This window comes from Coprococcus hominis (ex Arizal et al. 2022), assembly GCF_040094675.1.
GTDB classification, from domain to species: Bacteria; Bacillota; Clostridia; order Lachnospirales; family Lachnospiraceae; genus Coprococcus_C; species Coprococcus_C hominis.
Genome location: NZ_JBBNHG010000034.1, coordinates 108,357 through 129,051, shown reverse-complemented (window position 1 = coordinate 129,051; position 20,695 = coordinate 108,357). Strand labels below are relative to the sequence as shown.

The following is a 20,695-nucleotide window of genomic DNA, read 5'->3' as shown; positions in this document are numbered from 1 at the left end:
TGCGGGGTAAGGGTATGAAAAAATGGAGAAATAATTCAGACAATGCAGGTTTCACACTGGTTGAATTGATTATTGCAATTGCAATCATGGCGGTGCTCGCGGGTGCAATCGGTCTGACGGTTATTCGTTACATTAGGAAAGCCAGAGCATCAAATGCGATGGAGGAACTTCGGACGATTGTCTCGGCGGTTGAGACAGGCATGCTTTCCAGTTATGCGGAAGATCATGAGATGAATCTAGATAAGACATATACGGATGACGAAGGGAATGCACAGCGATGTGGTGTACTCACGAATTATATGATCAGCCGGGCACAGAATAAAAGTGCAAATGGCATTACCGATGCAAATGCGTTGGAGTATTATTTTGCACAAAAGGTGTTGGAAGAATTGAATGCGGAGAATGGAAGCGACTATCGTTTCCTGAATTTTACGGGCGACGAGGATGAGCCGCTTGGAATGAATTGTGATTCGTTCTACGGACAATTTGGTTGTCCGGGCGTGATTGTTGTGTATGGTGGGGAAGGAAAGGTGCTGTTTGCGCAGTATTATAACTCTGGTTGCCTGATTCAGTATGAGGCGGGCGAAGGCTATACCTATCTGGATGATACGACGGAATTCGTCGGAAGTACGACGATTCATTAGTGTGATTTGCTCGAATCCGCCGATACAGACGATGCAATAATTGATGAGAATATATGAATATAAAAGAAAAAGGATTGACTGTATAGATACAGCTAATCCTTTTTTATCTGTTATGTGAGATTGCATTGACTGTCAATCAGACCGGCATATGGAATACCTGACGTGGGTCTAAGGCTCCATAGATTTCGCGTCAACCATCTGGACAGCTCCGGCGAAGTTCCCCTGGAAATAGTTCGCGATTTCATCGGAATATCCATATACAATTCCCTTTCTGTAAGGGAATAACAGGTTCTGCAGTTGGGCGACTGCTTCATCAAGCGGCGCTTTCTTGGAGAAACCACCGGTTGTGATCTGGCCAAGTGAATAAGTTCCACCATCTCGTGCGAGCAGATATAAGGTATGAAATTTGCTTGTCGGAATAAAATTCATCGTCTGTTTAACTACATTTCCATAGATCCACATGATATCGCGAATCGGAATTACGCGCACCGTCTTCGCCTCATAGACGAGAATTGCTGTCGGTGTTGCAACGAAAGAGAACGCTTCCACGCCATATGGAATCTGCTGGTCAAGCATTGCAATCTCCTGTGGTGAAAGCAAATTCCATGATGCTTCAGCGGCTGCGTATTTTTTCTTGTTAAATGCAGTCTGCTTGATACCGCCCCAAGCGGTAATTCGTGCGTTAATGTTTGTAAAATTAGAAAAATCCATATGTACCCTCCCAATGTGTGTAAAATAAATGTCAGATATAACTGACAAATAGTCTGAAAATGCTATATTCCATACATTTCGTACAATAATAGCAGATTCATACAAATTATAACATAGAAAAGCTGAAAAATCATTTTTATTTAACGAAAAAATATTGTATGGATGTTTCCGTGTTAATATGTGAAAATTTCTTTATTCTTTTGAGAAAAAATTGCGACATACATAGAAAAAATGGTATAGTAATGGATATGTTATAAGATAGTTATTGCGAATATGAAAAACAATCAGGAATATAGGATATCATGATAAAAATCAGAGATCTCACATTTGAATATTTTGACCGGGATGACGAAGGAAATCTGACGGAGATGGTAAACGCCATCCGCGGAATCAATTTTGATGCAGGAGAAGGTGAATTTATCGTTGTGGCAGGGGTGAATGGAAGCGGAAAAAGCACATTTGCAAAGATCTTAAACCGCCTGTTGCTTCCGATTGAAGGTACGGTTCTCATCGGCGGACTCGATGCAATGCAGGAGGAAAATATCATTCCGATCCGGAAGATGGTTGGCATGGTGTTCCAAAATCCTGACGATCAGCTGATTGGTAGTGTAGTGGAAGAGGATGTCGCTTTTGGTGCGGAGAATATTAGCGTGCCGCACAAGGAACTGGTGAAGCGGGTGGAGGATGCACTTGCACAGGTAGGGCTTGCGGCATCCATGCGCATCGAAGAGCTATCCGGAGGTGGAAAACAGAAGGTTGCGATTGCAGGCGTGCTTGCAATGAAGCCGCGGTATATCGTGCTTGATGAGGCAACCAGTATGCTCGATCCAAAATCCAGGCGGGATGTGCTGCAGATGATGAAAGAGCTGCAGAAGCAGGGAATCACGATTATTCTCATTACACATCTGATGGAGGAACTTCTGCTGGCAGATTGGATTTACGTGATGCATCAGGGAAGGCTTGCTATGAAGGGCAGCCGGGAAGCGCTTTTCGCGCAACCGGAGAGGCTGCGTGAGTTTGGATTGGAACTGCCGATGACCGTGCTGCTTGCACATGCTCTTGCGGAGCGTGGGTGCGTGCGGACGAAGGATTTATTTTCCGTGGAAGCGATTGCGGAACGCATATACAAGGAACATCCGTATGCATTTCTGAAGGAAAAGACAATGGAGCCTGCATCCGTGGATAAGAAAGCGAAAGTGTTGTCGCAGGCGATTGTATTTCAACATGTGAACCTATCATATGGAAAGAAATCGATTTTGAATGATGTATGTTGTTCTATCGAGAAGGGCAGCTATACGGCAATCATTGGACCTTCGGGGGCTGGAAAATCGACGCTTTTGCAGATGATTCCGGCGCTCATTTCACCGACGGATGGAAGCATTTATGTGGATGGAATGGAAGTGACGGATACTTCTGCGGATATTGCAGCATTGCGTAAGAAAATCGGGTTCATCTTCCAATATCCAGAGCAGCAGTTGTTTGCGAAAAATGTTTATGAGGATGTAGTATTTGGACCGCGGAATGTCGGCATCAGTGAGGTTGAAGCGGAGAAACGTGCGTATGAGGCGATACAGTTTGTCGGGTTGCCGCAGGATGTCTATGATCTGCCGATGGATAAGTTGTCGGGTGGGCAGAAGCGGCGTGTTGCATTGGCGGGCGTGATTGCAATGCAACCGGATTACCTGATCTTAGATGAACCGTTGGCAGGGCTTGATCCGGTTGGAAAGAAAAAGATGCTGCAGATCCTGCGTGCGTTACACCGGGATGCGGGAATTACAGTGGTTGTAGTCAGTCACGATGCGGATGCGGTCGTGGAGGACGCAGAGCAGGTATTGTATCTGAGGGATGGGAAAATCTTGGAGCAGGGAGCACCGTCGAATGTATTTTACCGGTTGTGGCTGCGCGAGATGGAGCATATGACGAGTGATAAGCATTCGAAAATGAATGGCGAACAGATGAGAGACAGAAGCACTGGACGTTTATCCGAAGATACGCTGGCAGAAGCACTCTGTGAGCTTCCGGTCTGCATGCAGTTGTTGATCCGCCTGCGCATCATGGGACTTCCGGTATCATGTAAGCATACGCAGCTTGCGGAGACGGTGCAGGCAATCGTGGATGCGGTTGGAAGATGATTTCGTATATAGATATTGTAGTATAAGAATGTCTAAAAGAGGTAGGAACATGATGAAGGATATCACATGGGGACAGTACCATAGCGTGGATTCGATGATCCACCGGATAGATCCCCGTGTCAAAATTCGATTTACAATTATATATATTATCCTGCTGTTGCTGGATCGGAATCTGCCGTTGTTTCTGTTTCTTACGACAGTATTTGCCGGTGTGTGGGCGTGCAGCCGGGTGCCGATGCGCAAGATGATACGCGGAACGAAGGGCGTGTTCATTTTCATTTTAATTTGCAGTATATTAAATGCATTTACCGTGCATGGAACGACGTTGGTAAAGCTTGGCGTGCTCACGATCACGAAGGAGGGACTGATCAAAGCCGGATTCGTGTTCTGGCGGATGTTGTTGTTGATTCTGATGTCAAGCCTGTTGATGTATACGACGACACCGACGAGACTGACGGACGGTATGGAGAAGTGCATGCATTTAAGCGGCGGTGTGGCAATGGGAATCACGATCGCGCTACGATTTGTACCGATATTATTTGGAGAGTTAGACCGGATCATGAAGGCGCAGATGGCGCGTGGCGCGGACTTCAAGAAGGGAAATCCGGTCGTGCGTTTAAAGAAGCTTCGGACAGTGATCTTGCCGCTTTTCCAGAATGCAATCTCGCGTGCCGGACATCTGGGCGATGCGATGGACAGCCGCTGCTATACGGGCGGCAAAGGACGGACGAAGCTGCATCCACTCGTGTATGAGAGACGCGATGTGGTCGCGTATGTGTGCATGCTGGCGATGGTTATTGCGTCGGTGGTGTTGATTGTGAAGTTCTAAAACGTAGGATAGATAAGTAGATGATAGTTACTGAATGATATATAGTGGTGAGATAGAATAGTGTATTTCACAATATAAGAGAAAGGAGATTCGCTCCATGAAACGAATCAAATTAACCGTTGCGTATGACGGGACAAATTATTGTGGCTGGCAGATTCAGGACAATGGAATTACAATCGAGGAAGTCCTGAACCGGGAACTGTCGAAGCTGTTGCAGGAGGATATCAAGATCATTGGCGCAAGCCGGACAGATTCCGGGGTGCATGCGCTTGGAAATGTGGCAGTCTTTGATACGCAGACACGGATTCCGCCGGAGAAGATCAGCTTCGCGTTGAACCAGCGGCTGCCGGACGATATCCGGATTCAGGAATCGTGCCAGGTGGCGGATGATTTTCATCCGCGGTTTTGCGATACGATCAAGACGTATGAGTATCGCATCTGGAACGACAAGTTTCCGAACCCGCTCGTACGGCTTTACTCGAAATTTTGTTATTTCAATGTTGATGTAGCGAAGATGGAGCAGGCAGCAGCGTATCTCGTCGGAGAACATGATTTCAAATCATTTTGCACGCCGCGGACACAGGTGGAGTCAACGGTGCGCACGGTCACAGAGATTTCCTTCCGCACAGAGGGCAAGATGATCATTATGACGATCCGCGGAACCGGTTTCCTATATAATATGGTGCGGATCATTATGGGTACATTGCTTAAATGCGGGATGAACATGTATCCGCCGGAGCATGTGAAGGAGATTCTCGATGCGAAGGACCGCGCGGCAGCAGGTCCGAAAGCGGAAGCGTGTGGACTGCAGTTGGTTGGAATTGAATATTTGTAGAAAATTTACGCATTTCTTGAAAAAAACGTTGACACACGCGGACACGTATAATATAATACCTAAATGTGACAAAAGACAGGTGAAGTGCGTCCCAATAGCCCCGGGATTCATGGAATACTCTTTTGAAGCAATGTACAGTACGCATTCGGCACTGTGCGGACAGGCTGTTTCGGACATTTCGGCTTGAAAGCATGGGTATGATGCAGGACAATTCGAATAATTTTAAGGAGGAACACCACAATGAAGAGCTTTATGGCAAGCCCATCAAACATTGAAAGAAAGTGGTATGTAGTAGATGCTACAGGACATACATTAGGTCGTTTATCATCAGAGATCGCAAGCATTTTAAGAGGAAAGAACAAGCCGACATTTACACCACACATCGATACAGGTGACTATATCGTAGTTGTAAATGCTGATAAGATCAAAGTAACAGGTAAGAAGATGGATCAGAAGGTTTACTATCACCATTCTGATTACGTTGGCGGTATGAAAGAGCAGACTCTCAAAGAGAAGATGGCTAAGAAGCCAGAGGATGTTATCTACCTTGCAGTTAAGGGCATGCTTCCAAAGGGACCTCTCGGAAGACAGATGATCAAGAAGCTTTATGTTTACGCTGGACCAGAGCACAAGCAGCAGGCTCAGAAGCCAGAAGTATTAGAGATTAAGTATTAATAAGGGAGGAAACGTTCGTGGCTAAGAATAGTAATAGATTTTACGGAACAGGTAGAAGAAAAAGCAGTATCGCAAGAGTTTACCTTGTACCAGGAACTGGTAAGGTAACTATTAATAAGAAAGACATGGATGAGTATTTCGGTCTTGATACATTGAAGCTCATCGTTAAGCAGCCATTTGCAGCAACAGGTACAGAAGGAAAGTTCGATGTACTTGTAAATGTTAAGGGTGGCGGATTTACAGGTCAGGCTGGTGCTATCAGACATGGTATCTCCAGAGCACTCCTCGAGGCAGACGCTGAGTACAGACCAGCACTCAAGAAGGCAGGATACCTTACAAGAGATCCTCGTATGAAGGAAAGAAAGAAGTACGGTCTCAAGGCAGCTCGTCGCGCGCCTCAGTTCAGCAAGAGATAATCTGCTGTTCAAACCGTATCAAAATGGTTCAAAAAGCCCGGAAAATCAAGGTTTTCCGGGCTTTTACTATATCTAAACGGGCTGATATGGTTTGACCAAATTTGGCAAAACGAGAGTCGTTTTCACCCAATTTTTAGTGGTTAAATATAGGACAACCGGCAAAAATGGGGGTAAAAAAGGGGTTAGTGGTTAAATTATAGGACAACCGAGAGCCGATTTTTGGGGTGTTTTTCGTCCCTCTTTCCTCTCGTTTTTGGTTGTGGCAGTTTGGCACAGTCTGACCTAATTTGAATAATTGAATATGAATTTGATGTAGCACGCAGTATAAATGACTGGGTGCTTTTTTCATTTCAGGAACTCGTATTCCGGCGATAGAAAGAGCCGTCACTTCACTGTTAATTTTGAAGTGGCGGCTTTTTCTATTTCCAGAAGCAACAGCAACAATCAGAAATGAGGTGAAGTCAATGAACACGCAAATCATCGCCATCGCCAACCAGAAAGGCGGTGTTGGCAAGACAACAACCTGTGCCAACTTGGGAATCGGGCTGGCACAGGCCGGGAAGAAAGTCCTGCTGATCGACGGAGATCCGCAAGGGAGCCTAACCATCAGCCTGGGCAATCCCCAGCCGGACAAGCTGCCCTTTACGCTGTCAGACGCAATGGAGCGTATCCTGATGGATGAGCCTCTCCGTCCCGGCGAGGGTATCCTGCACCACTCAGAGGGCGTAGACCTGATGCCTGCGGACATCCAGTTATCCGGTATGGAGGTATCTCTGGTAAATGCCATGAGCCGTGAGACTATCTTGCGGCAATATTTGGACACGCTGAAGGGGCAATATTCCCATATCCTCATCGACTGTCAGCCCTCCCTGGGGATGCTCACAGTCAATGCGCTGGCCGCTGCAAATAGGATTATCATTCCTGTTCAGGCGGAGTATCTGCCCGCCAAAGGGTTGGAACAGCTGCTCTCCACGGTAAACAAGGTAAAGCGGCAGATTAACCCCAAGCTCCAGATAGACGGTATCCTGCTGACGATGGTGGACAGTCGAACCAACTTTGCCAAAGAGATCTCCGCTCTCCTGCGGGAGACCTATGGCAGCAAGATCAAAGTATTCGGCACAGAGATCCCCCATTCTGTTCGGGCTAAGGAAATCAGCGCCGAGGGAAAAAGCATTTTTGCCCATGATCCCGGCGGAAAGGTGGCGGAAGGCTACAAAAATCTGACGAAGGAGGTGTTGAAACTTGAAAAGCAGCGCGAAAAAAATAGAGCTGGCATCGGTAGATGATCTATTTACTACCGAGCAGGAGCGTCAGCAGGCTGGTGAGGAGCGCGTCGTCCGTATTCCGCTCTCGCAGCTTCATTACTTTAAGGGGTATTCGGCAATGCAGACGGAAGTGCCGTTTACTGGACAGCCCTACCGTGTCAAGGACAACGATCCCAAAATGTTAGAAACGCTGGATAGCGTCAGACAGCGTGGTGTTCGCACTCCTGGGCTTGTGCGTCCTGACCCGGAGGGCGGATATGAGATTATTTCTGGCCATCGACGGCACCGTGCCAGCGAGTTGGCGGGTTTGGAGGATATGCCCGTCATTATCCGTGAAATGAATGATGAAGAAGCTGTCATCGAGATGGTAGACGCGAATATCCAGCGAGAAGATGTTTTACCCAGCGAAAAAGCCTGGGCTTATCGCATGAAGCTGGAGGCTATCAAACGGCAGGGAGAAAGGACCGATTTAACTTCGGCCCAAGTTGGGCCGAAGTTGACTGCGGCAGAAAAGATTGCAGAAAACAGCCCTGATAGCAAATCACAGGTAAAGCGATATATTCGTCTGACAGAACTAATTCCCGAACTGCTGGATATGGTCGATGAGAAGAAAATTGCCCTGAACCCTGCCTATGAGCTGTCCTTTCTCAAAAAGGAAGAACAGGTAGACCTGCTGGATGCCATGGACAGTGAACAGGCTACCCCTTCTCTTTCCCAAGCCCAGCGGCTCAAGAAGTTCAGTCAGGAGGGGCATCTCTCTATTGATGTGATGAGGGCTATTATGGGTGAGGAAAAGAAAAGCGATCTGGATCGTGTGACATTTACTTCTGATACTCTGCGGAAGTATTTCCCCAAGAGCTACACTCCGGCTCGGATGCAGGAAACCATTATCAAGCTGCTGGAACAATGGCAGAAAAAGCGTCAGAGAGATCAGGAACGATGAAAGGAGCCGCTTATGAAGGATATTTCAGCTAGGGAACTGAAAGGGCATAACATTCTCGCCGTAGAAAGATTTTGGGATAACACCCGCTGGATGATTGAGTTTTCCATCCTGCGTCCCGGCACTACTTACGGAAGGCACGGAGATGAAATGAGGCTGTTTTTGACAGAGGACGGGTATCAGGCCGCCCTGCAAAGCCAGCAGCGCAGGGAGATCAAAATCAAAAGGTGCGCCCGTGTAATTGAGGGTCATGTCCTGGATGTAAAGAAAAAACGGAGGAAATAAGATGTTTAGAGAAAAAGAAATCTGCAATGCCATCAGGACGGCGTATCTTTATCTTTTCCCCGACAAAAAGGAGCGGAAAAGGGCGCTTTCCAGATTGAACATGGAACTTGTGGTGCAGTCTGTCCGCTATCGTGGGGAAAGTGTTCTTGCCTACCAGACCGCAGGAAATCATGAGTGTTCCCTGAACTACTATGGGCCGGAGTTGTTTCCACAGCGGGGATTTTGCATTTACCAAAAAACTATCCAGAGTCATTCCACACAAGTGGAGGCTTCCTGTATCCGGGAACTATGGCTCTTGGAGGACGGGCGGTTTGTGGAGGTGTCCTGCGTGAATACGAAATACCGCTCAGCATATGAAAGGTTTTCCACCTGTTACCGCACTATCCATCATATCGTCAGGGAGCGGGACTGGCAGGACTATCCAGCGGAGGAGGTTGCCGACGCCTTTGAGGACATCAGCCGCTATCCCTTTGATGGGAGACCAGGAGTTTTCTATGAAGTTTGAGCCGTGTCTTTACTGACAACGGCTTTTGTTATTCCCTGACCACAGGAAGGAGTGAAGTGAATGGCAGTCTACCGCGTACAACGGACACGCGATTACACCGTTATGTCAAATTATCATCTGAAGGATAAAGGGCTGACCTTAAAATCTAAGGGCCTGCTTTCCATGATCCTGTCGCTTCCAGAGGAGTGGAATTACACGACCAGAGGGCTGGCTTCCATCTGTAAGGAGGGTGTGGACGCTATTGGCTCTGCGCTCAAAGAGCTGGAAACAGCCGGCTACATTGTCCGCAGGCAGCTTCGCGGCGCAAATGGCCGTATTACTGATACTGAGTACATCATTTATGAGCAGCCACAGCCAAAGAAGCCGGATATGCTGCCGCCGGATGTGGTTTCACCAGATACGGAAAACCCGGATATGGTAAGACCGGATATGGAAAAGCCCGCAGAATTAAATATAGAGAAATCAAATACAGAAAAATCAATTACTTATGGATCAAGTACCGATTCCATTCCCTTCCGGGAGACAGCGGCGGCAGAACCGCCGGAACGGAAAGGAAGGGATGCGATGTCTGTCACAGAGATAGAAAATTATCGGGAATTGATTTTGGAAAATATCGAGTATGACTGCCTGAAGCAGCGTTATCCGCTCTACCTGGATGACCTGAATGAGATCGTAGAGCTGATGGTGGAAACGGTCTGTGCCAGAAGAAAGACCATCCGGATCTCCGGGGCAGACTTCCCTCACGAGATCGTGCGTTCCCGCTTTTTGAAGCTGGACAGCTCACACATCGAGTTTGTCATGGACTGCCTGCAAAAGAACACCACCCAGGTACACAACATGAAGCAGTATCTGCTTGCGGTGCTGTTCAATGCGCCTACCACCATGAGCAATCATTACACTTCATTGGTCAACCACGATATGCACATAGGCGGCTGGTAAGGCCGTCTTTTATTATGCCAAAGGAGGCACGACATGAACCAGATGGAAATTTTCAAAAATCCGGAGTTTGGCAGTATCCGGGTTGTCGAAGAAAACGGCAAATACCTGTTTTGCGGTGCAGATGCAGCCAGAGCTTTGGGATATGCCAGACCGAACGAAGCCGTTTCTAAGCACTGTAAGGGTACGCTGAAACGGCGTACCCCTACTACGGGCGGGATACAGGAAATGCTCTTTATCCCCGAAGGCGATCTATACCGCCTGATCGTTCACAGCAAATTGCCATCGGCAGAGCGGTTTGAACAGTGGGTGTTTGATGAGGTTCTGCCTACTATTCGCAAGCACGGGGCCTATCTCACAAAAGAGAAGCTGTGGGAGGCAGCCACTTCACCAGAGGCTTTGATGAAACTCTGCTCGGATTTGCTGGCTGAGCGTGAAGCGAATATTTCTCTGCGTAAGGAAAATGCACAGCTGGAGGGCAAAGCCGCTTTCTATGACCTGTTCATCGACTTAAAGCACAGCACCAATCTCAGGACTACCGCCAAAGAGTTGGATGTCCCGGAGCGCCGGTTTGTCCGCTTTCTGATAGAACGGCGGTTTGTGTACCGCACGGCATCCGGCAATGTGCTGCCTTATGCCAATGTGAAAAATACAGGGTTGTTTTGCGTCAAAGACTACTGCAATCACGGTCATACCGGTTCCTACACGCTGGTCACGCCCCAGGGCAAGCTCTACTTTGCCCAGTTACGGGAGATGATCTTGCTGGTCTCATAAGAACGGAAAGGAAGTGGGTTTTATGCAGGAAGGCAAAACAATCGGTCAGCTGATGGAGGAAATGCGCCAGAAGGCCGGGTCGCAGAACTACCACGGCCATGACTACATGGATCTCCAGCGATTTGCGGAGAACACGCGGCACATGATTATTTTTGATGTGCTGACGCATGACTCCCCGGTGGGCTGGAAAGGAGAACGCACCCGCCTGTTTTTGTCAGATATAGGCTATGAAAAAGCTCTGGACAGTCAGGCAAAGGGGCAGATCAAGATTCTCAGCCACGCAAAGGTCAGAAATGGAGATTTGTTTTATGACCACAAAGAACAGATACGATAGGAGGAATCCGATATGAATGAGGAAAAGAAAGTACCCTTTAAGTGGGAATATGGAGAAGAAACCATATCACTGCAACTTGGGATGTATGCGAATAATCAGCGGCTTTATATCGGCATGATTACCCATACAGAAGATGGAGCAGAGCCGTTTGCAGATATGACGGTGAACCTTCCGGGGTATTCCCTGGACCCCGGAGAGGCGTTTATTTCCGGTGACATCAGCAAGGACTTGCTGCGATTTATCAAAGAGAACAAATTGGGGAAGGTGCTTCCCTATCAGGTTCAGTCCGGTTATGGGAAATATTCTGCTGTTGCCTTTGATCTGGAGAAGTTGAAGGCATTTGACCCCAAAGGTGTGGCAGAGTTTCGGGAAGAGTGGAATCTGCCGGATAAGAAGCCGGTAAAGAAAAAGGGCCGCGGGATGGAGCGATGAAGAAATACCTTCTCCGGCGGCTGGTGGTCCCGCCTTAGAAATAAATGCACCACCCCTGCACATTTTGTGGAAAGGAGGCGATGAAAATGCAGGAAGAAGTGGAAAACAGGACTTTAACGCTGGTTGTCAGCGGAACAAAGTTCACCGGCAGGCTGCTCAAAGCCGCCATTAGCAAGTATATGGCCCACTGCAAGGAAAAGAAGCTGCAAAAGCAGAGAAGCCGTGACGCCCCTGTGACACCCCACGGCAAACAGACCGTCAAGCAGCTCATTGGTCAGAATCAGGGGATCTCCAATATCGAGATCACAGACCCTTCCATCAAGGAATTTGAGAAGATCGCCCGGAAATATGGTGTGGATTATGCGGTGAAGAAAGACCGCAGCAGCTCCCCGCCCAAGTACCTGATCTTTTTCAAGGGCCGTGACGCCGATGCGCTGACCGCTGCATTTACCGAGTACACCAGCAAAAAGGTCAAGAAAGCCGAGAAAACGGAACGCCCGTCTGTGCTGGCAAAACTCAGTCAGTTCAAAGAGATGGTCAAAAATGCCGTGGTGGACCGCACCAAGCGAAAGGAGCTGGAACGATGAAAAAGCAGTTTGACATCAAAAAGCTCGTTTTGCTGAACCTGCCCTATCTCCTGATGGGGCTGTTTGCTACTAACTTCGGGGAAGCATGGCGGTTGGCTCAGGGGGCAAATGCTTCAGAGAAATTCCTTTCTCTGTTTGCTGTCCTGCCTGGGGCGCTGCAAAGTTTCTGGCCCAGCCTGCATCCGTTGGATCTGCTGGTGGGACTGTGCTGCGGCGCTGGCCTTCGTCTGGCGGTGTACCTCAAAAGCAAGAATGCTAAGAAGTACCGGCATGGGCTGGAGTATGGTTCTGCCCGTTGGGGGACCCGTGAGGACATCGCTGCCTACATCGACCCGGTGTTCCAGAACAATGTCATTCTCACGAAAACCGAAAGCCTGACCATGAACAGCCGCCCCAAGGACCCAAAGACCGCCAGAAACAAAAATGTGCTGGTCATCGGCGGCTCCGGTTCCGGTAAGACCCGCTTCTGGCTCAAACCGAATTTGATGCAGATGCACAGTTCTTATGTGGTCACCGATCCGAAAGGAACCATTTTGGTGGAGTGCGGAAAAATGCTCCAAAGGGGCGCACCCAAGCTGGGGAAGGACGGAAAGCCCATGAAGGACAAGCATGGAAAGGTCATCTATGAGCCATACCGGATTAAGGTGTTGAATACCATCAACTTCAAAAAAAGTATGCACTACAATCCTTTCTCGTACATTCACAGCGAAAAGGACATCTTGAAGCTGGTAACAACGCTGATTGCCAATACCAAAGGCGAAGGCAAGGCCGGGGACGATTTCTGGGTCAAAGCAGAGACCTTGCTGTATTGCGCGTTGATTGGGTATATCCACTATGAAGCTCCGGTGGAGGAGCAGAACTTTTCCACCCTCATCGAGTTCATCAACGCCATGGAAGTCCGGGAGGATGACGAGGAGTTCAAGAACCCCGTGGACCTGATGTTTGACGCATTAGAAACTGAGAAGCCAAACCACTTTGCGGTGCGCCAGTATAAGAAATATAAGCTGGCCGCTGGAAAAACAGCCAAGTCGATTCTTATTTCTTGTGGTGCGCGCCTTGCCGTATTCGACATTGCAGAGCTGCGTGAGGTCACAGCTTATGACGAGTTGGAGCTGGATACTCTGGGAGACCGGAAAACTGCTCTGTTCCTCATTATGAGTGATACAGATGACAGCTTTAACTTCCTGATCTCCATGTGTTATACCCAGCTTTTCAACCTGCTTTGCGAAAAAGCTGACGATGTGTATGGCGGCAGACTCCCGGTTCATGTGCGCTGTCTCATTGATGAGTGCGCCAATATCGGGCAGATCCCTAAGCTGGAAAAGCTGGTGGCAACCATCCGAAGCCGTGAGATCTCCGCCTGTCTGGTGTTGCAGGCGCAGAGTCAGCTCAAGGCGATCTATAAGGATAATGCGGATACCATCATCGGCAACATGGATACTTCCATCTTTCTGGGCGGTAAGGAGCCGACCACCCTCAAGGAGCTGGCTGCCGTGCTGGGCAAGGAAACCATCGACACCTACAACACCGGAGAGAGCCGTGGCAGGGAAACCTCCCATTCGCTCAACTATCAAAAATTAGGGAAAGAGCTGATGAGCCAGGATGAGCTTGCCGTTATGGACGGCGGCAAGTGTATCCTCCAGCTGCGCGGTGTGCGGCCATTCCTTTCGGATAAGTACGACATTACCAAGCACCCAAATTTCAAGTACACTGCCGACGCGGATGACAAGAACGCTTTTGATATTGAAGCATTCCTGTCCGCAAGGCTGAAACTTAAGCCCAATGAGGTCTGCGATGTATATGAAGTAGACACAAAGGGCGCTTAACTTCGTTCCGCTTTTGAAGGGAGTGATCTTATCTATTCGCCGCACCTGCCCTCTATGGGCCATTGGCGTACAAAGCGGACAATCGCAAGAAAAAATAATGAAAAAGGAGGACAGCCGGAATCATGCTCCCGGAAACCGGGCGGCAGATTGTTCCGGCTTTTGTATGCCTATGAAACATGACAAACCTATTTTTTAATCAGATTCCGGCTAACAAACTATATGGAATTTTTTGAACAGGCAATTACCGTTCTTCAGACCCTCGTTATCGCGCTCGGTGCCGGTCTTGGTATCTGGGGCGTCATCAACCTGCTGGAAGGTTACGGAAACGACAACCCTGGTGCAAAATCACAGGGCATGAAGCAGCTCATGGCCGGCGCTGGTGTAGCCGTAGTCGGCATGGTCCTTGTGCCCCTGCTTTCCGGGCTGTTCTCTGTCTAAGCGTCCCCGCATGAAATCCTTGCCGCTCCCGCAGTTTTGCGGGGGCGGCGGAAAGGAGGTTGACACCGTATGGATTTCTTATTGGATGCCCTCACCAAATGGCTCAAGGAAATGCTGGTGGGCGGTATTATGAGTAACCTTTCGGGGCTGTTTGACAGCGTAAACAAACAAGTCGCGGATATATCCGTACAGGTAGGACAGACACCGCAGGGATGGAATAGCAGTATTTTCAGTATGATTGAGAACCTGTCCAACTCCATCATGGTGCCGATTGCAGGCGTGATCCTGGCTATTGTGATGACCGTAGACCTGATCCAGATGATTGCAGACAAGAACAACCTGCATGATGTGGATACCTGGATGATTTTCAAGTGGGTATTCAAGAGTGCTGCCGCTATCCTGCTTGTTACCAACACATGGAACATTGTGATGGGCGTCTTTGATATGGCGCAGAGCGTGGTAGCACAGGCAGCAGGAATTATCGGTTCGGATGCGTCCATAGACATTTCTTCTGTTTTGGCAGATATGGAGCCGAGACTTATGGAAATGGATCTGGGACCGCTGTTCGGGCTTTGGTTCCAGTCCCTCTTTATCGGCATTACTATGTGGGCACTGTATATCTGTATCTTTATCGTCATTTATGGCCGTATGATTGAGATCTACCGCGCGTCCAGAAGCGCCGCTTTTCATCCAAAGGCGGTGTGCGGGCATTTTGGGAACCCGGCTTTAGCAAGCCGGTAAAGAAAAGTATCAAAGACGTGAAAAGCGTCACTTTAGCGTCATCCGATTTACCCCGGAGGGAAACCACAAGGGGGACAATAGCGTATCGGAAAAATCGCAAGTTGGGAAAACCATCTACCCACGACTGAGCGGCAAGACGCAACATTGTGAATGAGGAGCAAGGCTAAACTGCTTTAAGGGCAGTCCGAGGCGGGATACTCGACCCGGCGGCGCAGGATGGTTGTATTCGCCGTATGTCATAGCGGAATGTGACAGGTAAACACAGACCGCACGATACTTATGACAGCCAGCCGCAGTAAGCGGAAAAGGACGAAAACCCACTACCGACATCACAATACGCTTTTCCCAAAGTGTCTAACTGGAGATTGCCTAAACCGGAACGCCGGAACTATCCGGCTATGCGTAATGCCGCAAGGCGATAAATTTCAAGGGGTAAAAACCCAAGAAAGATGACGCTGAATATCCGGCATGGCAACGGAGCCTCCGTAGTAGTCTGAGGGCGGGAAAGCCGTCTACATGGCGAAGGGAGGCAGGATGTCAACCAATTCATAAAAAGGAAAGGTGCGTGAGGCATTATGAGAAGTCCTGAAAATGTGTTGGAAAGCCTAAAATCCAAGGCGTGTAACAAGAGTTACAAGTACGAGCGGTTATACCGCAACCTGTACAATCCACAATTCTATCTGCTGGCATATCAGCGGATACAGGCGAAACCAGGCAACATGACAGCCGGAACAGACGGCAAAACCATTGACGGAATGGGAATGGCAAGGATAAACGCCCTCATTGAAAAGATGCGGGATTTTAGTTATCAGCCTAACCCGGCAAGGAGAACGTATATCCCGAAATCCAATGGGAAAATGCGTCCTCTGGGAATACCGTCATTCGACGATAAACTGACACAGGAGGTGGTGCGGCTCATCTTAGAGAGTATTTATGAGCCAACCTTTAGCGACTATTCCCACGGTTTCCGTATAAACAGAAGCTGTCATACGGCACTCAAATATGTGCAGAAATATTTTACGGGGACAAAGTGGTTCGTTGAGGGAGATATAAAGGGCTGTTTTGACAACGTAGACCATCATGTGTTGATTGCTATTTTGCGAAAGCGGATTGCAGACGAACATTTCATCGGTCTGCTCTGGAAGTTCTTGAAAGCCGGATATATGGAGGATTGGAATTATCACAATACTTATTCCGGCACTCCGCAAGGCTCCATCATCAGCCCTATCCTTGCAAACATCTATATGAACGAACTGGACAGTTATATGGCAGAGTATGCAGAGAAATTCAACTGCGGAAACCGCCGTAAAATCAATCCTGCGTTCAAGAAGAAGCTGGATGTCTGCCGGGGGAAAGAACAAAGGCTTAAAAGAAATCTCTCTAAAATGAGCGAGGAAGAAAAAGAAGGTCTAAGTGCAGAAATCCGGGAACTGCGGCGTAGTCTGAAATCTATGCCGTATAGCGACCAGATGGACGATAGCTATAAACGGCTTTGCTATATCCGATACGCCGATGATTTCTTAATCGGAGTTATCGGCAGCAAAGAGGACGCAGAACAGATTAAACAAGATGTAGGCTGCTTTATCCGGGACAAACTCCATCTGGAAATGTCCGAGGAAAAGACATTGATTACTCATGGACACGACGCTGCGAAGTTCTTGGGATATGAGGTCACAATCGCCAAAGGCGAACACAACAAAAAGACCAAAACCGGGGCTACCAGACGGGTAAACAATGGAAAAGTCTTACTTTATGTTCCCCATGATAAGTGGGTAAAACGACTGTTCTCCTACAATGCCCTCAAGATTAAATACGACAAACAAAATGGAAACAAAGAGGTTTGGGAACCTGTCCGGCGCACTCGCCTGTTGCACTTGGACGATTTGGAAATCCTAAACCAGTACAACGCAGAAATTCGTGGATTGTATAACTACTACCGACTTGCAAACAACGTGTCTGTACTCAATAACTTCTACTATGTAATGAGATACAGTATGCTCAAAACCTTTGCTGGAAAATATCGGACACGAATCAGCAGAATTATCCGCAAGTACCGTCAAGGAAAAGATTTTGTTGTGGAATATCCGAAGAAAAACGGCAAGGTCGGAAAGGTATTGTTTTACAATAATGGGTTCCGCCGGGACACTAAAGTAGAAAGCGGAAATCCTGATATAGTAGCAAGAATTTTTGAGAATTATGGGCGTAATAGCCTTATAAAAAGACTGCAAGCAAACAGGTGTGAGTGGTGTGGCGCAGAGAATGTGCCGCTTGAAATACACCATATACGAAAACTCAAAGATTTAAGTGGCAGAAAACAATGGGAAATCGCCATGATTGGGCGTAAGCGTAAGACAATGGCACTCTGCGTCTACTGTCACGATAAGTTACACGCTGGAAAGTTAGACTGACATCTGGAGAGCCGGATACATCGAGAGGTGTAAGTCCGGTTCGGAGGGAAGTTCTCGGAAACCTGCCATAGCAATATGGCAAGGCACCGGGTTCTTACCCTACTTGTCACATCCGTTGCGCCGCTTCCGATGGCAGCGATGATGGGCAAGGAATGGGGCGGTATGGGGCAGAACTACCTCCGCTCCCTGCTGGCGCTGGGCTTTCAGGCGTTTCTCATCATCGTCTGCGTGGCAATTTATGCTGTGCTGGTGCAGAACATCGCTCTGGAAGATGACATCATCATGGCGATCTGGAGCTGCGTGGGCTACACCGTACTGCTGTGCTTTACGCTGTTCAAAACCGGCAGTCTCGCAAAAGCAGTCTTTCAGGCGCATTAAACCGGAAGGAGGTTTCCACATTGGCTTATGTACCCGTACCCAAAGATTTAACCAAAGTCAAAACCAAGGTCATGTTCAATCTGACCCGAAGGCAGCTGGTCTGCTTTACCGCCGGGGCGCTTGTAGGCGTACCGCTGTTCTTTTTGCTCCGTGAGCCTGCGGGAAACAGCATGGCCGCCATGTGTATGATGCTGGTCATGATGCCCTTCTTCCTGCTGGCAATGTATGAAAAGCATGGACAGCCCCTGGAAAAGATCGTCGGCAACATTCTCAAAGTAGCTGTGATCCGTCCAAAGCAGCGACCTTACCAGACCAACAACTTTTATGCCGTATTAAAGCGGCAGGAAATGCTTGATAAGGAGGTGTATGACATTGTTCACCGCAATAAAAAAATGGTTGCATCGGATGTTCGGAAAAACCGAGGAAAAAACTGTGCAGCCGGTAAAGACAAAGAAAAAGCTGTCCCGCGCCGATAAGAAGCAGATCGAAGCGGCCATTGCCCGCGCTAACCGCACGGACAAAAAAGGAAAATCTGCGCAGGACAGTATCCCTTATGAACGGATGTGGCCGGACGGAATCTGCCGCGTATCGGACAGCCACTACACAAAGACCATCCAGTTTCAGGACATCAACTATCAGCTCTCCCAAAACGAAGATAAGACGGCAATCTTTGAGGGGTGGTGTGATTTCCTCAATTATTTTGACAGCTCGATTCATTTCCAGCTGTCTTTTTTGAACCTTGCGGCATCGGAGGAGACCTTTGCTAACTCCATTTCCATCCCGCCCCAGAGGGACGCCTTTGACAGTATCCGCGAGGAATACACCACAATGCTGCAAAATCAGCTGGCCAGAGGTAACAACGGTCTCATCAAGACCAAATACCTGACCTTTGGTATCGACGCTGACAGCATCAAAGCTGCCAAGCCCCGTCTGGAGCGTATTGAGACCGATATACTCAATAACTTCAAGCGTCTTGGCGTAGCCGCCAGAACACTGGACGGTAAGGAAAGGCTTTCCCAGCTTCATGCAGTATTCCACATGGATGAACAGCGCCCGTTTCAGTTTGAATGGGACTGGCTGGCTCCTTCCGGCCTATCTACCAAGGACTTCATCGCACCAAGCTCCTTTGAGTTCCGCACCGGCAAGCAGTTCCGTATGGGAAAGAAATACGGGGCTGTTTCTTTTTTGCAGATTTTAGCCCCAGAGCTGAATGACCGTCTGCTGGCTGATTTTCTGGATATGGAAAGCTCGCTCATTGTGAGTATGCACATTCAGTCGGTGGATCAAGTAAAAGCCATCAAAACGGTAAAGCGTAAGATTACCGACCTGGACCGCAGTAAGATCGAGGAACAGAAAAAAGCAGTCCGTGCCGGATACGACATGGACATCATTCCCTCTGACCTTGCCACCTACGGCAGTGAAGCGAAAAAGCTGTTGCAGGATTTGCAGAGCCGAAACGAGAGAATGTTCCTTTTGACCTTTCTGGTGCTGAATACAGCAGACAATCCCCGGCAGCTTGGCAACAACATCTTTCAGGCAGGCTCTATTGCCCAGAAGTATAACTGCCAGCTGACCAGATTGGATTTCCAGCAGGAAGAAGGGCTGATGAGCTGTCTGCCTCTGGGACTCAACCAGATTGAGATCCAGCGGGGGCTGACCACCAGTTCCACGGCTATCTTCGTGCCGTTTACCACCCAGGAGCTGTTCCAGAACGGGAAAGAAGCGCTGTATTACGGCATCAACGCCCTGTCCAACAACCTCATCATGGTGGACAGAAAGCTGCTGAAAAACCCAAACGGTCTGATTCTGGGTACGCCGGGTTCCGGTAAGTCCTTCAGCGCCAAGCGTGAGATTGCAAACTGTTTTTTGCTTACCAGTGATGATGTCATCATCTGTGACCCGGAAGCTGAGTACGCACCTCTGGTGGAGCGTCTGCATGGGCAGGTCATCAAGATCTCGCCTACCTCCACCAACTATATCAATCCGATGGACCTGAATCTGGACTACTCGGATGATGAAAGCCCGCTGTCCCTCAAGTCTGACTTTATTCTCAGCTTGTGTGAGCTGATCGTGGGCGGTAAGGAAGGCTTGCAGCCGGTGCAAAAAACCATCATCGACCGCTGTGTGCGCCTGGTTTATCAGACTTACCTGAATGACCCGCGCCCGGAGAATATGCCGGTTCTGGAGGATCTGTATAACCTGCTCCGGGAACAGGAGGAAAAGGAAGCCCAGTATATCGCTACGGCCCTTGAAATCTATGTAACCGGCTCCCTCAATGTGTTCAACCACCAGAGCAATGTGGACATCAATAACCGCATTGTCTGCTATGACATCAAGGAACTGGGCAAGCAGCTCAAGAAAATCGGTATGCTGGTAGTTCAGGATCAGGTGTGGAACCGCGTTACCATCAACCGTGCCGCCCACAAGTCCACCCGTTACTACATCGACGAGATGCACCTGCTTTTGAAGGAGGAACAGACCGCCGCCTATACGGTGGAAATCTGGAAGCGATTCCGTAAATGGGGCGGTATTCCCACTGGTGATTGGGTCTGCAACTTGTTAGCCGCTTAAAGTGCAGACTTCGCCGTTCTGACTGAAACCGGC

General features: G+C 48.6%; 20 protein-coding genes and 3 pseudogenes. 22 read left to right on the top strand and 1 reads right to left on the bottom strand.

Going from position 1 to position 20,695, the window contains the following annotated elements:
* Positions 1-14 precede the first annotated feature (14 nt).
* Complete coding sequence (locus tag AAAT93_RS10300; RefSeq protein ID WP_181985602.1) at positions 15-644, top strand: type II secretion system protein; 630 nt, start codon at positions 15-17, stop codon at positions 642-644.
* Between the two features lie 168 nt (positions 645-812).
* Here AAAT93_RS10300 and AAAT93_RS10295 read toward each other — a convergent pair whose 3' ends face one another.
* Positions 813-1,355 carry a hypothetical protein gene (locus AAAT93_RS10295; RefSeq protein ID WP_021984669.1) on the bottom strand — a complete coding sequence of 181 codons (543 nt, stop codon included), beginning with the start codon at positions 1,353-1,355 and terminating at the stop codon, positions 813-815.
* Positions 1,356-1,657: 302 nt separating this feature from the next.
* On the opposite strand from AAAT93_RS10295, the gene AAAT93_RS10290 reads away from it, so the two are divergent.
* The 21 genes and pseudogenes from AAAT93_RS10290 to AAAT93_RS10190 all read left to right on the top strand — a co-directional run.
* Positions 1,658-3,487, top strand: coding sequence for an ABC transporter ATP-binding protein (locus tag AAAT93_RS10290; protein WP_227573416.1), 1,830 nt, complete (start codon positions 1,658-1,660; stop codon positions 3,485-3,487).
* Between the two features lie 49 nt (positions 3,488-3,536).
* The gene (locus AAAT93_RS10285; protein WP_227573415.1) at positions 3,537-4,316 is read left to right on the top strand and encodes an energy-coupling factor transporter transmembrane component T family protein; all 780 of its coding nucleotides are present in this window, start codon (positions 3,537-3,539) and stop codon (positions 4,314-4,316) included.
* Between the two features lie 97 nt (positions 4,317-4,413).
* Positions 4,414-5,151 (top strand): tRNA pseudouridine(38-40) synthase TruA, encoded by a 738-nt coding sequence (truA, locus tag AAAT93_RS10280; protein WP_118546158.1) that lies wholly within the window; start codon positions 4,414-4,416, stop codon positions 5,149-5,151.
* Between the two features lie 240 nt (positions 5,152-5,391).
* Complete coding sequence (gene rplM, locus AAAT93_RS10275; RefSeq protein ID WP_021984665.1) at positions 5,392-5,826, top strand: 50S ribosomal protein L13; 435 nt, start codon at positions 5,392-5,394, stop codon at positions 5,824-5,826.
* Between the two features lie 17 nt (positions 5,827-5,843).
* The gene (rpsI, locus tag AAAT93_RS10270; protein WP_021984664.1) at positions 5,844-6,242 is read left to right on the top strand and encodes a 30S ribosomal protein S9; all 399 of its coding nucleotides are present in this window, start codon (positions 5,844-5,846) and stop codon (positions 6,240-6,242) included.
* A 464-nt stretch (positions 6,243-6,706) separates the two neighbouring features.
* Positions 6,707-7,528, top strand: coding sequence for a ParA family protein (locus tag AAAT93_RS10265; RefSeq protein ID WP_227573413.1), 822 nt, complete (start codon positions 6,707-6,709; stop codon positions 7,526-7,528).
* A complete protein-coding gene (locus AAAT93_RS10260; protein WP_227573412.1) occupies positions 7,485-8,450 on the top strand; it encodes a ParB/RepB/Spo0J family partition protein in 966 nt (321 codons plus the stop codon). The genes AAAT93_RS10265 and AAAT93_RS10260 overlap by 44 nt, the downstream gene beginning before the upstream one ends.
* 12 nt (positions 8,451-8,462) lie before the next feature.
* Positions 8,463-8,732, top strand: a complete 270-nt coding sequence (locus tag AAAT93_RS10255; protein WP_109625046.1) for a DUF5720 family protein — start codon at positions 8,463-8,465, stop codon at positions 8,730-8,732.
* Position 8,733: 1 nt separating this feature from the next.
* Positions 8,734-9,237, top strand: a complete 504-nt coding sequence (locus AAAT93_RS10250) for a hypothetical protein (RefSeq protein WP_227573411.1) — start codon at positions 8,734-8,736, stop codon at positions 9,235-9,237.
* A gap of 60 nt (positions 9,238-9,297) precedes the next feature.
* Positions 9,298-10,176: a DUF6017 domain-containing protein gene (locus tag AAAT93_RS10245; RefSeq protein ID WP_227573410.1), complete on the top strand. Its 879-nt coding sequence runs from the start codon at positions 9,298-9,300 to the stop codon at positions 10,174-10,176.
* 33 nt (positions 10,177-10,209) lie between these two features.
* A complete protein-coding gene (locus tag AAAT93_RS10240) occupies positions 10,210-10,947 on the top strand; it encodes a BRO family protein (RefSeq protein WP_227573409.1) in 738 nt (245 codons plus the stop codon).
* Between the two features lie 22 nt (positions 10,948-10,969).
* Complete coding sequence (locus tag AAAT93_RS10235) at positions 10,970-11,281, top strand: DUF5720 family protein (RefSeq protein WP_227573408.1); 312 nt, start codon at positions 10,970-10,972, stop codon at positions 11,279-11,281.
* A 12-nt stretch (positions 11,282-11,293) separates the two neighbouring features.
* Positions 11,294-11,713: a DUF4313 domain-containing protein gene (locus AAAT93_RS10230; RefSeq protein WP_008982214.1), complete on the top strand. Its 420-nt coding sequence runs from the start codon at positions 11,294-11,296 to the stop codon at positions 11,711-11,713.
* An 86-nt stretch (positions 11,714-11,799) separates the two neighbouring features.
* On the top strand, positions 11,800-12,300 hold the full coding sequence (locus AAAT93_RS10225; RefSeq protein ID WP_002570687.1) for a PcfB family protein: 501 nt from the start codon (positions 11,800-11,802) through the stop codon (positions 12,298-12,300).
* Entirely contained in the window at positions 12,297-14,126 is a 1,830-nt protein-coding gene (locus AAAT93_RS10220) for a VirD4-like conjugal transfer protein, CD1115 family (protein ID WP_227573407.1), read from the top strand. The genes AAAT93_RS10225 and AAAT93_RS10220 overlap by 4 nt, the downstream gene beginning before the upstream one ends.
* A gap of 219 nt (positions 14,127-14,345) precedes the next feature.
* Positions 14,346-14,564, top strand: a complete 219-nt coding sequence (locus tag AAAT93_RS10215) for a Maff2 family mobile element protein (RefSeq protein ID WP_227573406.1) — start codon at positions 14,346-14,348, stop codon at positions 14,562-14,564.
* Between the two features lie 69 nt (positions 14,565-14,633).
* Positions 14,634-15,272 (top strand): annotated as a pseudogene (locus AAAT93_RS10210) (VirB6/TrbL-like conjugal transfer protein, CD1112 family); the annotation flags it as partial.
* Positions 15,273-15,880: 608 nt separating this feature from the next.
* A complete protein-coding gene (locus AAAT93_RS10205) occupies positions 15,881-17,713 on the top strand; it encodes a reverse transcriptase domain-containing protein (RefSeq protein ID WP_227573405.1) in 1,833 nt (610 codons plus the stop codon).
* Between the two features lie 102 nt (positions 17,714-17,815).
* A pseudogene (locus AAAT93_RS10200) lies at positions 17,816-18,091 on the top strand (VirB6/TrbL-like conjugal transfer protein, CD1112 family); the annotation flags it as partial.
* Positions 18,092-18,111: 20 nt separating this feature from the next.
* Positions 18,112-18,567, top strand: coding sequence for a PrgI family mobile element protein (locus tag AAAT93_RS10195; protein WP_227573404.1), 456 nt, complete (start codon positions 18,112-18,114; stop codon positions 18,565-18,567).
* Positions 18,524-20,632 (top strand): annotated as a pseudogene (locus AAAT93_RS10190) (VirB4-like conjugal transfer ATPase, CD1110 family); the annotation flags it as partial. The gene AAAT93_RS10195 and the pseudogene AAAT93_RS10190, both read left to right, overlap by 44 nt.
* Positions 20,633-20,695: the final 63 nt, after the last annotated feature.

Bases quoted from the DNA above. Each gene is read 5' to 3' on its own strand.
- AAAT93_RS10300 (WP_181985602.1), top strand. From the start codon at position 15: ATGAAAAAATGGAGAAATAATTCAGACAATGCAGGTTTCACACTGGTT.
- AAAT93_RS10295 (WP_021984669.1), bottom strand. From the start codon at position 1,355: ATGGATTTTTCTAATTTTACAAACATTAACGCACGAATTACCGCTTGG.
- AAAT93_RS10290 (WP_227573416.1), top strand. From the start codon at position 1,658: ATGATAAAAATCAGAGATCTCACATTTGAATATTTTGACCGGGATGAC.
- AAAT93_RS10285 (WP_227573415.1), top strand. From the start codon at position 3,537: ATGATGAAGGATATCACATGGGGACAGTACCATAGCGTGGATTCGATG.
- truA (WP_118546158.1), top strand. From the start codon at position 4,414: ATGAAACGAATCAAATTAACCGTTGCGTATGACGGGACAAATTATTGT.
- rplM (WP_021984665.1), top strand. From the start codon at position 5,392: ATGAAGAGCTTTATGGCAAGCCCATCAAACATTGAAAGAAAGTGGTAT.
- AAAT93_RS10265 (WP_227573413.1), top strand. From the start codon at position 6,707: ATGAACACGCAAATCATCGCCATCGCCAACCAGAAAGGCGGTGTTGGC.
- AAAT93_RS10255 (WP_109625046.1), top strand. From the start codon at position 8,463: ATGAAGGATATTTCAGCTAGGGAACTGAAAGGGCATAACATTCTCGCC.
- AAAT93_RS10250 (WP_227573411.1), top strand. From the start codon at position 8,734: ATGTTTAGAGAAAAAGAAATCTGCAATGCCATCAGGACGGCGTATCTT.
- AAAT93_RS10245 (WP_227573410.1), top strand. From the start codon at position 9,298: ATGGCAGTCTACCGCGTACAACGGACACGCGATTACACCGTTATGTCA.
- AAAT93_RS10240 (WP_227573409.1), top strand. From the start codon at position 10,210: ATGAACCAGATGGAAATTTTCAAAAATCCGGAGTTTGGCAGTATCCGG.
- AAAT93_RS10235 (WP_227573408.1), top strand. From the start codon at position 10,970: ATGCAGGAAGGCAAAACAATCGGTCAGCTGATGGAGGAAATGCGCCAG.
- AAAT93_RS10230 (WP_008982214.1), top strand. From the start codon at position 11,294: ATGAATGAGGAAAAGAAAGTACCCTTTAAGTGGGAATATGGAGAAGAA.
- AAAT93_RS10225 (WP_002570687.1), top strand. From the start codon at position 11,800: ATGCAGGAAGAAGTGGAAAACAGGACTTTAACGCTGGTTGTCAGCGGA.
- AAAT93_RS10220 (WP_227573407.1), top strand. From the start codon at position 12,297: ATGAAAAAGCAGTTTGACATCAAAAAGCTCGTTTTGCTGAACCTGCCC.
- AAAT93_RS10215 (WP_227573406.1), top strand. From the start codon at position 14,346: ATGGAATTTTTTGAACAGGCAATTACCGTTCTTCAGACCCTCGTTATC.
- AAAT93_RS10205 (WP_227573405.1), top strand. From the start codon at position 15,881: ATGAGAAGTCCTGAAAATGTGTTGGAAAGCCTAAAATCCAAGGCGTGT.